Genomic DNA, 15,013 nt, shown 5'->3' on the forward strand with positions numbered 1-15,013 from the left:
ATTAGACATACAACTCCATTCGAATATTGCAGCGTTCATACGGTGTATCTTCCGGAACCGGGATTTCTTTAAAACCCACTTTATGGTATAACGTGATAGCTGGGGTCAAAACCGTATTAGAATCTAAGAATAGCTTCTCCCATCCACTTTGTCCGGCAAAATGAATGCAGTTATACATCAGCTTTTGACCAATTCTTAACCCCTGATACCTTTCGGTTACCGCCATTTTAGATAATTCATAAACGCCTTCTCCTCTTTGAATCAGAGCCACAGTTCCTACAACTTCTTCTCCCAATAACGCAAAGAATATATACCCTCCGGCATCCAAAATATATTTCTGAGGTTGTGTCAATACCTCTCTATCATAATCCTCTATATAAAAATACTTCTCTAACCACTCGAAGTTGAGTTGTGTAAAATCATGGGTATATCTCGCATCAAATGGTACGATGCGCACTTTTGATTGATTCATAAAACTTATGATTTTAATTCTTTTAATGTTCGTTGTTTAAAATTGCTTTGGGCAAATCGATTTTCCATTTCAGTGATAAATAGCAACGGATCCAGGCCTTGTAAAGCCTTTTCGATCCCTAACTCACCTGCATCCCAGATCTTTTCGTATTTGGGCAGCATTTTCTCTGCACGGTCCGATAAATCCAATAATCTCTTACGAGAGTCTTCCGGGTCTTTTTCAGAAACCAGATATCCCGCATTGAGCATTTTATTCGTTATCGTAATCACCGAAGGATGTGCCATCATTACACACTCTGCAATCTGCGTCACGGTCATAGCCCCTCGTGATTGCAGGAGTTTAAATACGACAAACCAGTTGGGTTCAATGTCCACATCCAATTCGCTATATAAGCGTCTCCCCTCGTGCATGAGTGTATCGCTGATGCGCTTAAGTCGCATCGTAAATCCCAGATACCCCAGCTCTTTCACAAAATCGTTTTCCATAATACGTAGTTAACTACGCAAATATACAAAAACGTAGTCTACTACATAATTAATTCCAGAAAACGCTCAGATTTTCCATCCATTGGAATTATCGACACACACTAAAAACATAACCCATTGATTTATAGTTCAAATTGATTTTGGTACGTGGATTGAAATGCTCAGATCAAATAGATAACGATGGATTCTACACAAGCACATCTGAAAGAAGAACTCCTCCGGGAAATATCAGATTCTAATATGTCCTTTCAGCGAAAAGTAAAGGTTTTAAAGTTAATGGATCAGGCATTTAGAAATCACCTGGGCGTGTTCTTCCTTTCGGATGACGAATTAGAAAATAATGATATGTTGATTCGCTCTATGTAAAGATTATTTTGTGTCGTGGAGAAACGGAGTGGTTGCTTCATCCCCAACCACTTCGTTTATATTCACAAAAAAAGCTTCATCCCAGGTATTAGAATGAAGCTTCTCAGATATAGTAAAGTAGGCGATGATTAGCTTGTGTATGAACGGATAGTTACTTTACACAACAAGTTTACTAAGCTCCTCTTAACTCCCCTAGCGTAAAAACACCTGCTTTCAATATGCGTGGTTTTTACCTGAAAAAAACTTCCAAATTCACACAATAAATTAATTTGACTTTGTCTGACAATACGTTTTATTCATTGAGCGTTACCTTTCCTTAAAACATAAACTCATGAATAAAGTCCTCTATTTCACCCTCATGGCGTGGAGCCTAATGCTATACTCCTGCACAAAAACAGATCAAAAAAGATGTACGGTTAAAGATGCCTCCGGGCAATCGCTTTACGAAGTCACCGGACAACAAAATTGTCAGGATCAAATCGATACTTCAGTTGGAGAGTATTGTGATTGTGATACGCAAAACTAAGGCACCATCCATGTCAAAGCTCGCATTGTTTCAATGCGAGCTTTTTTATTACTTTTTTTACTTACAAAACGGAAATCATTCCGGTTTCTAAATTCAGCAAATATGTATTCCCATTGCTAAAACTAATTTGCGCCTCTTTATCATTAATAAATACCACCATTCCACTGTAACTCTCAGAAATATCCGAATCTACTTTAATATCAAAACCGGATTGCCCTCCAGTTATATAATAAGTGGATTTGTCAATTTGTAAATCACTAAATTGCATCTGGTAAGACACTTTTAATGTTTGGCCAGAGCTTTTAGAAAATCGCTCACCGGTATATGAATAAGCACCGCTGTAATACTCAATCGTTAATGAATCTTCCATTCCGGTCACCGTAAAAAACGCATCTACATCCTGATACGAACTAAAATAGACCGCATCTATTGTTTGGCTGGCTTTCACTTGATAATGTACCATTTCATAGTCCCCACAAATCTTGGCATAATCTTCATCATAGGTATATTCGGAAGTGACATGTCCATAAATCGAAGTATAATGCGCAGTTCCAGAGTCACTCCATTGTTCATTACAATTTACACCTGAATCAATTTCGTGACTCACCGCATATACACTAGAAGCCATTCCATAAGTATTATAAGCCAATGATGTTGCCACAATTTCTGCGGCTTCAGCTTCAGAGATTCCTGTTGGCTCTGGTTCCGGTTGACTACACGCACCTACTCCTATTCCTACAAATACCAGGATCCAAATACTTAAATGAGAAGTTCTCTTTCCCAACTGTTTGATATAATCCAGGAGTGGCTTAAAAATGATCATAAACGGATTGTGTCCGATAAACCCTGTCGTCACCCCATACTTTACCTGCTCTACCTCTGGTATATAGGTTCCAAAAACACGGTCCCAGATAATCAACATCCCTCCGTAATTTTTATCCAAATACTCCGGGTTCGATCCATGATGCACTCTATGAGCTGAGGGTGTATTGAAGAATATTCCTTCCAGAATACCCAATTTACCAATGGTCTCGGTATGTAGTAAAAACTGATAGATTAAACTTATCGCCAGACTTCCTACAATAAACTGAGGTGAAAAACCCAGTAAAACCAAAGGAATGTAAAACAACACACTGGTAAACTTTCCCAACCAGTTCAGTCGACCTGCTGCAGATAAGTTAAACCACATACTAGAATGGTGTGTATGATGTATAGCCCATAATACAGGTATTTCATGACTCAGTCTATGATACCAGTAGTATACCAATTCCACAATCAGGAATGTGATCAAAAATGTATATCCGGTTTTAGGAATGGTAAAGATTTTATAGGGTTCCACCCATTGAAATAAAAACATTCCCCAGGCTAATGAAACTGGTTTTAAGAGACGACCCACCACGATGATGAAGAAATTGGAAAGTGTGTCTTTTAGGTTGTAATTCTTTTTATGTTTAAACCACGACCAGATCACTTCCAATAGAATAAGTAAAATGAATATCAGTGATAATACTTTGGCATATTTCGCTTCCATAATTGTATAATTAATTGTTTGATGGAACGAAATTACCTTGCTATAAAGGGCTAAACGGGGATTTTGAAGTGAACTGACCGAATCGATAGATTAACTGACCAGAACCGGTAATTAACTCATTTCATTCATCCAGCGCTTTAATTCTCTGGACTTTGCCTTACTCATGATAATACGTTCTTCCAGTTCGGGTTTTACATTCAATATGAGCTTCCCCTGGAAATACACTTGCATATTTTCAATGGCAGATCGCTGTACAATAAGCTGTCTTGTAGCTCTAAAAAACTCACTGGGGTTCACCTCTGCTTCTATTTCATCCAGTTTCTTGTCCAGAATATATCCTTTTTGATCAAACGTATATGCTTTTACGATACTGGCTTCCAGCAAAAAGTAAGCGACATCATTGACATTTAGAGGTATCAATTTATCACGTTGTTGCACCAAATACGTTTTTTTAAACACACGTTTCGAAGGCATTAAGTCCAGAATCATATCACGTAACTTTTGTGAAGCATCTTCCTGGTTGCGTATATCTTCATACTTATCTAACGCTTGCGCAACAGATTCTACATCCAATGGCTTCAGTAAATAATCTATGCTATGCACCTTAAATGCCTGAATCGCATATTGATCATACGCTGTAGTAAATATGATGGGAATTTTAACCTCTACCTGCTCGAAGATTTCAAATGAAATTCCATCGGCTAAATGAATATCCATAAAAACCAATTCACACTGAGGATCAGATCGAAAATAATCCACTGCATCTTTCACATTATCAATCACATCTTCTACCTCCATATCTACCGACTGCTTACCCAATAAATACTTTAAGTTATCATATGCAGATAACTCATCTTCAATTATTAACACCTTCATATTATTGGTAGTTTTACAATAAAATTATGTGCATCATTCACGATTTCTATTTCCGTATTTTTCAATAACTGATAACGCAAATTTAAATTAGATAAGCCCTTCTCCATACTTTCGACATACCCTGTTCTTAATTGGATTTTATTCTGTACGATTAAGAAATTTCCATCATAACGAATTTCAATTTTAAGTGGGTGTCTTTTAGATATTTCATTATGCTTCACTGCGTTTTCAACGAGTAACTGTAGCGCCAATGACGGGATTTTTATAGTTCCCAAATCTTCGGGAATCTCCATTAACACCTCAAAATTCTCCTGATAGCGCTGTTGCATCAGATAAATATAGCTTTTTAAAAACTTCATCTCTTCCTGTAAAGACACCAGATCCTCATCCGCACTATGTAGAATATAACGATATAGAAATGACAGTTTTTGTATAAACTTCTCCGCGGACCCCTGATCTTTCCGAACCAATAAACTCAATGAATTCAAAGAATTAAACAAAAAATGTGGATTCATTTGATTCTTTAACGCGGTCAGCTCATTTTGCAATCCTTGTTGTTTTAACCGCTCCTTTTCTATTGCATCCTTTTTAGATTGATGATTTAAATGGATCGTATAACTTACTACAAGAAGCATAATCAAAATGAGTAAATACACAAAGGCATCAAAACGTGGACTGATCACGGTATGAAACTCTATAAAATGATCTACCACTCTATAAATCAACCTCCAGACAATAAAAACGCCAAAGCTTAAAAATACTTTGGTTAAGATGTTTTTATTTGACCACAAGGAGGTATTGAGCCATAAAATCAGATAACTGAACAGAAATACGGAGATACATCTAAAAATAACGTCAGCCCAGGACATCTCTAACATTCCAAAATCCTGAATGGGATTATTCAGAATAAATACAATCCGCGGCATGTTAATCAAGATTGAAAAACATAACGCAATGAACAGAAGCAACTTATTTTTTATCATCATACAAAAAAGGCTCGGAAACCGAGCCTTAAAGTTAATATTATACTACGTTAATTTCGCTGTGCTTTCGCGCGTGACTTAAATTCTTCACGCATTTCAGCCTGTGCTTCTTTGTACACTTTATACTGATCCTTAGTTAGTAAAGCTTTCATTTCTTTGTCTTTATTGCCTTGAATAGTTTTCAGTGTTTTATATTTCTCATATCTGGATTTAGATGTATCATCTCGCAAAACCTTCATCTGTTTTGCATATTTAATCGTAATTTCTTCGAATTTAGGCTTTTGGTCTTCATTTAAATCCAGCTTCTGAAAATATTGCTCAATTCTCGCTTTCGTTTCATCACTAACTTCTCTTTGTGTTTCCTGTGCACATGCTGTTGTTCCCAGCATTAGCGTAAATAATACGCCCAACATCAATTTTAATGTATTCATTTCAATGTATTTATGATTTGAACACAAAAGTATTTCGAGCACACACCGTGTACCGGCTATTAATCATTCAACTCGCCAAATCTCGATATGAACTAACCAAATCACAATATGAATTGATTTACACGAATACACGCACTCCACCAGAGTTTAATAATTCCTGAAACTCCGGTGGGCCTTGCGTAATGTTATTTTTAAAATTGTTTAATTCATCTATGGTTTTATCTGACATTAAATCAATCATTTGATCAATAACCTCTCCTGAAATCATATATGGGAAATCATGATACATAAAATGTTGGCCATCGCATTGACCATAGATTTGGAACTCTCCACCTTCTACCGGTTTGTTTCCGGTTACAATACAGTTTTCCAGCCACTTTTCTACTTCCAGGGTTTCTTTTAACTGCTTACGTCTTTCATCAAAGTCCGTATGCTTTGAAAAATAAGCTTCAATATTGTTCCTTGATGAAACGGATAATTCCTCATGCATATCCTGTACACAGTCCATACACATCGCATATTCGAATATAGTGGTTCGCGAGTCAAACCCCACATAACTTTTAAATGCCTTTTCTATGAGGTATAACGTCCCTTCTTCCAATAAATAACGATCACACTTTATACAGTTAGTAAACAGCCCTCCTGTATCGTATGATCTAAATATGGGTGGAATGGATGTGACATGTAATGGTAGGATCCAGTCGTTTTCTTCCATGGTTAAAATCTTATTTAATTAATCCAATTATAAGGTTGTGAATTCGTTATTTTTCTACGAATTCTAGTTATATCATCTTCTATATCTTCAATTACCCCATTGTTAAAAGCATGATCTTTAGCTTGCTCTAATAAATCAAGAGCTCGTGTAAACAAACGTTGATGCTCATTTAAAAATGCTTCTAAACGCAACAATTCCAAAGGATTGCTTCCTCTGATATCGCGGGTGAATTGAATCAAATTTTCAGCTTTTTCATACTCTCTAAAAGTAATCAATAGTTTCGCATAGGTGCAATTTACTTTATAGTTTGTTGGATTGATTGAAATAGCCATTTGGAAGTATTCTTCCGCTTTTGCGCTTTCATCCAAATACTCCATAAACAAGCGTCCCATCAAATACAACGCCCCTACATGTTCAGGATCGTAACTTAAAGCGTAGTTTAAGTTTTCAATCGATTCTTCTAAATTGTACGGATAATCGTCTATTGCTTTTAAATAGTATTGATCTGCCAATGTAATTGCCATGATTCTTAATCTTTAAAATTCAACTTTTTAAGCTCCAGTTTATGTTTTTGCCTTTTGGATTTATAACTCTTAGACTGATAGGTAGATTTAAAATCTGCTCCATTAAAAACACGTACCGGATTTCCTCTTTGTAGCTCATTGTGGTTTTGCCAGGTGGATTGAATCGTTGCTTTCTTGTCTTCCAATTCACGAATCTTAAGAAGTTGAATGAGCCTTTCTTTAGCCAACTTCTTATTTTGATGTTGTGATCTGCTCTCTGAAACTTTCACGAACACCCCTGTAGGTATGTGAGTGGCACGTATTGCGCTACTCACCTTATTGACATGTTGCCCTCCCGGACCACCTGATCGCATGGCTTCATATTTGATCTCACGATCTGAAATCGTAAAGGAAGTCGTGCTTAGATCCAATTCATTTACTGCAATAAACCAGTTCTTACGTTTATGGTATTTTCGAAAGGTACTTTGTCCGATCCATTGTATTGTTCCTATCCAGTTTTTACCGAATTCCCTGAGCGCGTCTTCCGCTCCGTCCACCTGAATGGCTACAGAATTCAACGTGGTATTCTCCACACCTTTCACCTGATGTAAAACACTATATGTAAAACCATTAAAAGCTACTTCCTTAATAAACAGTTTAAGTACTTTAGCCACTACCCAGCTACATTCTGCAGGACCTCTTCCTGCTGTGATTTGAAATATCTTATTCATTGTTCTAATCTTTATTCATACGCACAATTTGCGGGTAAAACTTCCCTTCTACTTGCACGAGTTCACTTTGATATGGCATTATTGCCTCTAAATCTTTGTACACCATTGGTGCTTCATCTACACCTCCACCAATCAATGTTACACGTTCCTGTTTCAATCTCTTTTTGAGATCACTTCTGGTAAAACACTCTTTGGCTTTTCGTCTGCTATATCTACGTCCAGCTCCATGTGAGGCTGAGTTTAAGGCATCGGCATTTCCTTTACCTGATACAATGTATCCCGGAGCAGTCATAGATGATGGAATAATTCCCCATTCACCACTTTTAGCCGGAGTTGCACCTTTACGGTGGACAATGAATTCCTCACCATTGGATTGTATTTCTTTCCATGCAAAATTGTGATGGTTTTCAATCCTCGTAAATGGCTTCAATCCTAATGATTTGGACATTTTCTGATGAATTACATCATGACATGCTTGGGCATAATCTCCTGCCAGATTCATGGCAATCCAATATTCCATACCCGCTTCAGTATTTAAATCCAACCAGGCCAGGTGTTTTGCTGACTTAGGCAAAATGCAGGTATCCATAGCGACTTGTGTATAGTAACTTGCAATCGCTGCACCCAAACCTCTGGAGCCTGAATGCGCTAATACACCAACGTAATTGCCTTCAGGCAGGCCCATGTTATTGGACTCGGATAACTCTACTGCTCCTACCTCAACAAAATGATTTCCAGAACCTGAAGTACCCAATTGCCTCATCGCTTTTCCGTGATATTGTCTTAAAAGTTCAATTTCATGGAACTCATTCCGATCCAATACTTCATGATCGTCCAATTGATTTTGAATGGTACCAATCCCAAAGTGTGTTTGTTCTTGTAACGCATTTTTGATTTTATGCTTATTTCCTGCGATATAATTGGCCGGAACATCATAAATGGTTAAAGACATCCGACAACCAATATCCAGCCCCACACCATATGGAATTACTTCATTCTGGGTAGCCAACACCCCTCCTATAGGTAATCCATAACCTACATGTGCATCTGGCATCAAAGCACCATGTTCTGCAACAGGTAACTTCATGACCTGATCCATTTGTTTCATGGTATTTTGATCTATAAACTTCTGTCCATAAACCCGATAAGGTTTAGATTCTTTATTCAGTTCAAACACCTTATAATCTAACTCATCTTCTTCTACATCAGTTAAATGCTCAGCTAACTTTGAAAAAATATGATGTTCCAGATATTCATTTGGATTTGATAATACATGTTCTAATATTTCTAGTTTTTCTGTTTTTGATAAAAATTTAAAGTCTTTGTGCCTGATCGCTTTTAGAGCCAGACTCTTTGCGACATCAGATACAAAGTCTAATGGCTTTAGATCTCTGATCTTAAGTTTTGATGTGCCCATGGCATTCAAATATTTTGTGCAGGTCTATTCCGAAGATCATTAAATCTCCAGATATAAATCCATAACACGGTTATTGAGCCTGATTAGACTCTTAAAAAAATAAAATGTAAAATGATTCGAAGGGTTGAGATAACCTGATCGAATGAATCAGGAGATATTGAAGCCAGATTCTAAATCTAAGCCTTCCCGATTACTTTGGTTGTATGTTGAATAAAGTACATCATAACTTGGTCCTCCCTGATCATTAAATTCTACAAAGAGCTACTGGCCGCAAAACTAACTGCGAATTCATAAAATCAAAATAATTTTTATAAAAAATATTTTTAAAGCGCTCTTACCCAGCCCTGAGTCCAGTCATTATCAGGTGAAACCGCTCCTATATATTCAGTAGGATCAAACCATGGATACAGCTCCCTAGGGTTTCTTGCTCCATCTTTTTCTATTCCGATATATCCATTCAATGATACCGGATCGGATGAATTGGTAGGGTCATTTTTGAATTTATCACAATTTTTCCAATTGGTTTGAAAGTTAAATACGCGATTGTTCTTCACTTTTAACGCGGTTAGGTTCATATGATAAGTCGTTAACGAATCATTTACTTCAATACCATTACTTCTTGTATCAACACCAGGGCCTTTTACCAACATATTTGTAAATACACCTTTTGTTCCAGCTCGTAATTTAACACCTGTTGTCGTCCCGTAAACTCTTTCTTTAATAATCATGGTTACGTTAGAGATCATTGGACTTGAATATGGCTCTAAATCATGTTCATTTCCATTGTTATCTCCCTCAAATCCACGATCTGAACCTTCATCTCCCTGAACTACGACCAAATGTTGTGCTCTACCTTGCCACCCAAAGGTCCAGTCAAACCCATCATCTCGCGCACCGGATGATATCGCGTATTTTATATGTGCAGTTCCGCCAAAAAATTCAAAACCGTCATCGCTACATTTATAAGCTTGTAAATGATGTAAATTGGTACCTTTACCTACACCATTAAAGGTAAATCCATTCAGTTCTCCGGTGCACCACTTCCCGGCATACTCCACTCTTACATAACATAACTCTCCTGAATTATCATTTACATCAGTTCCACCAAACTCACCGGTACCACATTCTCCATAAGCTATAAGTCCATTATTGATTGGTGCTGATCCATTGATGACCAAACCACCCCATAATCCCGATTCAGGGTTTTCAACCGGAGATGTAAACACAATTGGCTTTTCAGGAGTTCCACATGCGTAAATTTTAGCTCCACGCTGAACCGACAAAAATGCACTTCCCTTTGGGTTTCCGTATATATGCGTTCCTGGTTCAATAGTCAAAATACTCCCGGATTCCACATAAACTGCTTCATCCAGCATCCAGTTATATCCCGAGGTCATTGTAAAATCCGTATTGATTCTTCCGGTAATCACATTGTAATATTTCCCATCAACAAGCTTTTGATCTGTACAAAATGAACTCGTACCACATGTCGTGGAAAAATTACAACTTCCATCATCTTTTCGAGCTTGAATGTCATAGTTATTCGCCAATGGATCTGTACATCCTCTTCGCTCACATCCTGAAGTTATAATCAGAATTATACTCAAAAAAATTACCAATCGATGCATCGGCCAAAGGTAACAGGCAAATTTTGAATACAGATTAAACTAAAGTTAAATTGCTCCTAAAACATTTTTTGACCTGAGAATTCCATCGCTTCTCCTTTTCCAAATGCATAGCTAATTCCTAGTGTTACTCTACGCCCCACTCTCTGACGTTCGTAGTAACGATCAAAATCCGGAACTTGTGTCCATTCAATTCTTCTATTGGAATTAAACAGATCATTTAAAGTTAAATGTAATACGAATTTCCCTTTGTGAATCTTCTTTTTCATTCCTAAATCCATCACGGTACGCGCTCTTGTGACGCTTTGTACATCTTCATAATCTGAGCGATAACGAATTCTCACTTCAGCTTCTATCTGACGTGGTAGTTTAAATTTAGAAGTCCATCTACCCGACCAGAAAAAACTAGAGAAATCAAAGTTTACATCTTCAAACACTCCCGTTCTCTGATAATGACTGAAATACGCATTGATCATAATGGTCATCCAACCTATAGACTCCACCTTTCCATTAAACTCAATTCCATTGGTGTAGCTGTTCCCTACGTTTTCATAGGTCGTTACAATCAAATCATCAATGGTCTTATTTACCTGAGTCACCACATTTGATGTACTTCTATGGAAAAGTGAAGTGTTTAATGAAGTTTTATTCCAGATTTTAAGCGAGGTCACTTCTACAGCATGTGTGTATTCAGAAAGCAAATCCGGATTTCCGGTTCTGATACTGTACATATCACGGTATGAGAAAAATGGATTCACGTCCCATAGGTCTGGCCTATTGATTCTTCTGGAATATCCTGCTTGTAAACTAAAACTCTTTGAAAACTTATATGTCGTATGGGCACTTGGAAAAAAGTCCGTGTAATCTTGCGTATTTCTTTCGTTGGTATTTTCCAAAACCGTTTGAATATTGGTATGTTCAACTCTACCTCCTAGTTTTATCCCCAATTTATTGATCTCCTGATCATAAGTTACATAACCCGCATAAACACTTTGGTTGTAGTCAAATTTGTTGGAGAAATTAATATCATTGATCCAGGTTTCATTTTCCCAGGAATAAAATGCATAATCATTTACCAGTTGATTCAACTCATACTTCAATCCGGTTTCAATCATCGATTTATCTGATAAAGGATGTGAATAGTCAGTTCGCGCAGTATAACGCATTTGGTAAAAGTCAGTAGTTGTACGTTGTTTTAAATCATTCTCACTTCCTGCAATAACTTGATTTACAAAATCTGAGGATTGATCTTTTCCAAAAAAGGAACTTACCATATCAATTGAGAACTTTCTCTTTTTATGAGACTCAAATGATTTCTCATATGTCAATTCATACTCCATTTTGGGATTCACAGCTTCGGTTAAATCTGTTCTGGAAATCTGAGAGAGTAATAAATCCGGTGACTGAATCGTATTGTAACTCATATCCGCATTTTCATCTTCGATTTCATAACCTAAACGCCCGGATATTGTAATCACATTCAAAGGATTGATATAATAATCCATTCCCAAAATCAGATTATAAAACTGCTCATTCTTCTCTCCGGCTCCTTGCGTATACAGTGTTCTTGGGATACTGTCTTTGTATAAAGTCTCACCTGAATACCGGGAAAGAAATCTTCTGTAACCTACTCCAACTTGCGTAAATAAGTTCAATTTCTCTGTTCTATGATTTAAGCTAAATCCTAAACTATGATTGTGTGGTACTCCAACATTCAAACTCACTGCCCCGTTGGTACCTTTCTTTTCTGTTTTCTTTAAAATGATATTGATAATTCCGGAAGTTCCCTCTGCATCATATTTAGCCGATGGATTCGTAATAATCTCCACTTGTTCGATCATATCTGCCGTAATGGTACCCAATGAGTTACCATCCGTTAACACGGATGGTTTCCCATTGATAAGAATCAATACCCCTTGATCGCCCCTTAAACTTACTGCCCCTTCAATATTCACATCAACCGAAGGCACATTATTCAACACATCTAAAGCGGTCCCGCCAGCACTTATTAAATCCTGACCTACATTAAACACACGTTTATCTGTCTTAAACACCGTTTGTGATTTCTCAGCCACCACAGTCATTTCTCCCAATTCATTTTGATTTTGCATCAACTTGATCGCCCCTAATCTCACCTTGCCTTGTTGAATCGCAAAATCTGTAATTGTTTTAGATTGAAAACCAATAAAATCAACCTTCACATAAAATTGATTCTTTTGGGTAAACATCTTGAATGTCCCTGTGGAGTCAGATATTGTTCCAGTGATCAAACTACTATCGTTTGCATCAAATAACATGATCGTAGCATATTCGACCGGGAGACTTGAAGTGTGTTCGATGATTTTACCGGAAACTTCAATCCCGGAAGCATTTGGCCCCTGTGCTTGTATTATGCTACTCATCAAAACAGTCCATGCGAGTACGAATATCTTCTTCATGTTATTTTTTCATTTGCAAGCAAAAAAACGGTGAATTAACTACTTTATAAAAAAAATTCTATGAACGACATTCCTTTATAGACAAACTGTATTTTTAAACTGTATGATGTCGTTTATCCTAATCTTTTGGTTGTTGGACGATCATTATTCAAAAATCATTAAAAATCAATTTCTTTTGCACTACATGTCAAAATGGTTTCAGAGATATAAAAAGGAAATTCTTTACTGGAGTGTATTGATCATTTTGTTGTTTCTATTTGTAGGTTATGACAAAAAGCATCCACAAATCAGATGGTCTGATCTGGCGTTTATTCTCAATTACTTTGGTGCCTCACTCATCGTTAATTATGTATTAATTCCTCGTTTTTTATATCAAAAAAAATACACCCAATTTTGGATTTATGCGCTATTGATACTCATCAACGTTGCGGTGGTTGAGGAATTCGTTTTAGAGCAGATTTTCTATCCTGATACACGTGCACAATATTTTAATGCATTTCTCACCTTTGTGGATGTTACACCTCCCATGATGTTGTTTGTTGGATTTAAATTCGCCCTGGATGCTTTTGATAAACAAAGTAGGATCGAAAAATTACATCGCATTGCGACTGAAAATGAGCTCCAATTTTTAACCGCACAAATCAATCCGCATTTTTTATTTAATAACCTCAACAATATTTATGCACATGCGTTAGAGAATTCTCCTGAAACACCACAAATCGTATTACAACTATCAACGATTTTAAGATATATGCTGTATGATTGTCGACAGGATTTTGTATTTCTGAAAGATGAATCTTCTCATTTAGAAGAGTTTATTAACCTCTATCGAATCCAACATAAAGATGCACGAATCGATTTTAAATCTGAAAACGTTTTATCACATCAAAAAATAGCTCCGCTGATTCTAATTGTTTTTGTTGAAAATGCTTTTAAACATTCCTTTTCGAGTCAAACGGATTCTATTCAAATCAACATTAATCTTCGAACTGAAAATGGTACATTATTCTTTGATTGTGAGAATACTTATGATGAAGTCTCCAACACAGATAATCTATCAAAAGGAATTGGATTGAAAAACGTAAGAAGTCGTTTAAATCTGGTGTATCCGGACCGTCACCAACTCCAAATCGATCAAGATGAAAACAGATATCATGTATCTTTACAAATTCAAATAACAGAATGATTCGCTGTATCATCATAGAAGATCAGGAACCTGCTCAAAGAATTCTGAAAAGATACATTCAGGAAACTTCTTTTCTGGAGCTGGATCACGTATTCAATAATGGTATTACGGCTTTGGATTATTTGAAATCAAGTTCTGTAGATCTCATCTTCCTGGATATTCATTTACCTAAATTATCCGGGATAGACTTTCTGACCATTTTACCTATCGAAACACATGTGATTTTAACGACAGCTTTTCCTGATTATGCATTAAAAAGCTACGACTTTGACGTTACAGACTATTTATTGAAACCTTTTTCGTTTGACCGCTTTTCTAAAGCTGTTCTCAAAGTTCAAAAACTTCATACCCAAAAACCAACAACCCCGGAAGAGTCCAAACCTAACTCTACGCTGGTTAAGACCGGTTATGAGTACATCACTGTTTTATTTGATGATATTTTATATATCCAGTCGGATGGAGATTATACCCATGTATATCTTAAAAATCAAAAATTGATGACCTCCTACTCTCTTAAATACTGGCAAAACTTGCTTTCTTCCGATTTCTACCAAATTCATCGCTCATTCATCATCAACACCAGATATATCACTAAAATTTCGAGTGGTAAGGTATTTATTCAGGATACAGCTTTAGCCATTGGACGGGTGTATAAAAAAGGGTTTATTGAAACATACTGTTCTTAAACAATAAACCCACCGACTCTCAGAATAAGAGCCAGTGGGTCT

At 36.7% G+C, this 15,013-nt stretch carries 16 protein-coding genes; 4 read left to right on the forward strand and 12 right to left on the reverse strand.

Annotated elements, in window-relative coordinates; genetic code table 11:
* Nucleotide 1: 1 nt before the first annotated feature.
* Together KFE94_17585 and KFE94_17590 are read right to left on the reverse strand one after the other, a co-directional pair.
* Nucleotides 2–472, reverse strand: a complete 471-nt coding sequence (locus KFE94_17585; GenBank protein UTW66437.1) for a GNAT family N-acetyltransferase — start codon at nucleotides 470–472, stop codon at nucleotides 2–4.
* Nucleotides 473–477: 5 nt separating this feature from the next.
* A complete protein-coding gene (locus KFE94_17590) occupies nucleotides 478–957 on the reverse strand; it encodes a MarR family transcriptional regulator (GenBank protein ID UTW66438.1) in 480 nt (159 codons plus the stop codon).
* Between the two features lie 180 nt (nucleotides 958–1,137).
* Here KFE94_17590 and KFE94_17595 point away from each other — a divergent pair, with 180 nt between their 5' ends.
* Both KFE94_17595 and KFE94_17600 read left to right on the forward strand, forming a co-directional pair.
* Nucleotides 1,138–1,323 (forward strand): hypothetical protein, encoded by a 186-nt coding sequence (locus tag KFE94_17595; protein ID UTW66439.1) that lies wholly within the window; start codon nucleotides 1,138–1,140, stop codon nucleotides 1,321–1,323.
* Nucleotides 1,324–1,654: 331 nt separating this feature from the next.
* Nucleotides 1,655–1,849, forward strand: coding sequence for a hypothetical protein (locus KFE94_17600; protein ID UTW66440.1), 195 nt, complete (start codon nucleotides 1,655–1,657; stop codon nucleotides 1,847–1,849).
* Between the two features lie 61 nt (nucleotides 1,850–1,910).
* Here KFE94_17600 and KFE94_17605 read toward each other — a convergent pair whose 3' ends face one another.
* From KFE94_17605 to KFE94_17650, 10 genes are all read right to left on the reverse strand, one after another.
* A complete protein-coding gene (locus KFE94_17605) occupies nucleotides 1,911–3,380 on the reverse strand; it encodes a sterol desaturase family protein (GenBank protein ID UTW66441.1) in 1,470 nt (489 codons plus the stop codon).
* 111 nt (nucleotides 3,381–3,491) lie between these two features.
* Nucleotides 3,492–4,256: a response regulator transcription factor gene (locus KFE94_17610; GenBank protein UTW66442.1), complete on the reverse strand. Its 765-nt coding sequence runs from the start codon at nucleotides 4,254–4,256 to the stop codon at nucleotides 3,492–3,494.
* Nucleotides 4,253–5,182 (reverse strand): DUF3972 domain-containing protein, encoded by a 930-nt coding sequence (locus tag KFE94_17615; protein UTW66443.1) that lies wholly within the window; start codon nucleotides 5,180–5,182, stop codon nucleotides 4,253–4,255. The genes KFE94_17610 and KFE94_17615 overlap by 4 nt, the downstream gene beginning before the upstream one ends.
* Nucleotides 5,183–5,289: 107 nt before the next feature.
* A complete protein-coding gene (locus KFE94_17620; protein ID UTW66444.1) occupies nucleotides 5,290–5,670 on the reverse strand; it encodes a hypothetical protein in 381 nt (126 codons plus the stop codon).
* A 118-nt stretch (nucleotides 5,671–5,788) separates the two neighbouring features.
* Nucleotides 5,789–6,385: a hypothetical protein gene (locus KFE94_17625; protein UTW66445.1), complete on the reverse strand. Its 597-nt coding sequence runs from the start codon at nucleotides 6,383–6,385 to the stop codon at nucleotides 5,789–5,791.
* Nucleotides 6,386–6,399: 14 nt separating this feature from the next.
* Nucleotides 6,400–6,909, reverse strand: coding sequence for a hypothetical protein (locus tag KFE94_17630; GenBank protein UTW66446.1), 510 nt, complete (start codon nucleotides 6,907–6,909; stop codon nucleotides 6,400–6,402).
* 5 nt (nucleotides 6,910–6,914) lie between these two features.
* Entirely contained in the window at nucleotides 6,915–7,619 is a 705-nt protein-coding gene (locus KFE94_17635) for a peptide chain release factor H (protein UTW66447.1), read from the reverse strand.
* A gap of 4 nt (nucleotides 7,620–7,623) precedes the next feature.
* The gene (locus KFE94_17640) at nucleotides 7,624–9,036 is read right to left on the reverse strand and encodes an RtcB family protein (protein UTW66448.1); all 1,413 of its coding nucleotides are present in this window, start codon (nucleotides 9,034–9,036) and stop codon (nucleotides 7,624–7,626) included.
* A gap of 323 nt (nucleotides 9,037–9,359) precedes the next feature.
* Entirely contained in the window at nucleotides 9,360–10,643 is a 1,284-nt protein-coding gene (locus KFE94_17645) for a hypothetical protein (GenBank protein ID UTW66449.1), read from the reverse strand.
* Nucleotides 10,644–10,720: 77 nt separating this feature from the next.
* Nucleotides 10,721–13,099, reverse strand: a complete 2,379-nt coding sequence (locus KFE94_17650) for a TonB-dependent receptor (GenBank protein ID UTW66450.1) — start codon at nucleotides 13,097–13,099, stop codon at nucleotides 10,721–10,723.
* 184 nt (nucleotides 13,100–13,283) lie between these two features.
* On the opposite strand from KFE94_17650, the gene KFE94_17655 reads away from it, so the two are divergent.
* Nucleotides 13,284–14,285: a histidine kinase gene (locus KFE94_17655; protein ID UTW66451.1), complete on the forward strand. Its 1,002-nt coding sequence runs from the start codon at nucleotides 13,284–13,286 to the stop codon at nucleotides 14,283–14,285.
* The gene (locus KFE94_17660; protein UTW66452.1) at nucleotides 14,282–14,971 is read left to right on the forward strand and encodes a response regulator transcription factor; all 690 of its coding nucleotides are present in this window, start codon (nucleotides 14,282–14,284) and stop codon (nucleotides 14,969–14,971) included. The genes KFE94_17655 and KFE94_17660 overlap by 4 nt, the downstream gene beginning before the upstream one ends.
* Nucleotides 14,972–15,013 lie beyond the last annotated feature (42 nt).

This window comes from bacterium SCSIO 12643, assembly GCA_024398135.1.
GTDB lineage: Bacteria > Bacteroidota > Bacteroidia > Flavobacteriales_G > Salibacteraceae > CAJXZP01.

Bases quoted from the DNA above. Each gene is read 5' to 3' on its own strand.
- KFE94_17610 (UTW66442.1), bottom strand. From the start codon at position 4,256: ATGAAGGTGTTAATAATTGAAGATGAGTTATCTGCATATGATAACTTA.
- KFE94_17625 (UTW66445.1), bottom strand. From the start codon at position 6,385: ATGGAAGAAAACGACTGGATCCTACCATTACATGTCACATCCATTCCA.
- KFE94_17600 (UTW66440.1), top strand. From the start codon at position 1,655: ATGAATAAAGTCCTCTATTTCACCCTCATGGCGTGGAGCCTAATGCTA.
- KFE94_17630 (UTW66446.1), bottom strand. From the start codon at position 6,909: ATGGCAATTACATTGGCAGATCAATACTATTTAAAAGCAATAGACGAT.
- KFE94_17615 (UTW66443.1), bottom strand. From the start codon at position 5,182: ATGCCGCGGATTGTATTTATTCTGAATAATCCCATTCAGGATTTTGGA.
- KFE94_17640 (UTW66448.1), bottom strand. From the start codon at position 9,036: ATGGGCACATCAAAACTTAAGATCAGAGATCTAAAGCCATTAGACTTT.
- KFE94_17620 (UTW66444.1), bottom strand. From the start codon at position 5,670: ATGAATACATTAAAATTGATGTTGGGCGTATTATTTACGCTAATGCTG.
- KFE94_17635 (UTW66447.1), bottom strand. From the start codon at position 7,619: ATGAATAAGATATTTCAAATCACAGCAGGAAGAGGTCCTGCAGAATGT.
- KFE94_17655 (UTW66451.1), top strand. From the start codon at position 13,284: ATGTCAAAATGGTTTCAGAGATATAAAAAGGAAATTCTTTACTGGAGT.
- KFE94_17605 (UTW66441.1), bottom strand. From the start codon at position 3,380: ATGGAAGCGAAATATGCCAAAGTATTATCACTGATATTCATTTTACTT.
- KFE94_17660 (UTW66452.1), top strand. From the start codon at position 14,282: ATGATTCGCTGTATCATCATAGAAGATCAGGAACCTGCTCAAAGAATT.
- KFE94_17585 (UTW66437.1), bottom strand. From the start codon at position 472: ATGAATCAATCAAAAGTGCGCATCGTACCATTTGATGCGAGATATACC.
- KFE94_17650 (UTW66450.1), bottom strand. From the start codon at position 13,099: ATGAAGAAGATATTCGTACTCGCATGGACTGTTTTGATGAGTAGCATA.
- KFE94_17590 (UTW66438.1), bottom strand. From the start codon at position 957: ATGGAAAACGATTTTGTGAAAGAGCTGGGGTATCTGGGATTTACGATG.
- KFE94_17595 (UTW66439.1), top strand. From the start codon at position 1,138: ATGGATTCTACACAAGCACATCTGAAAGAAGAACTCCTCCGGGAAATA.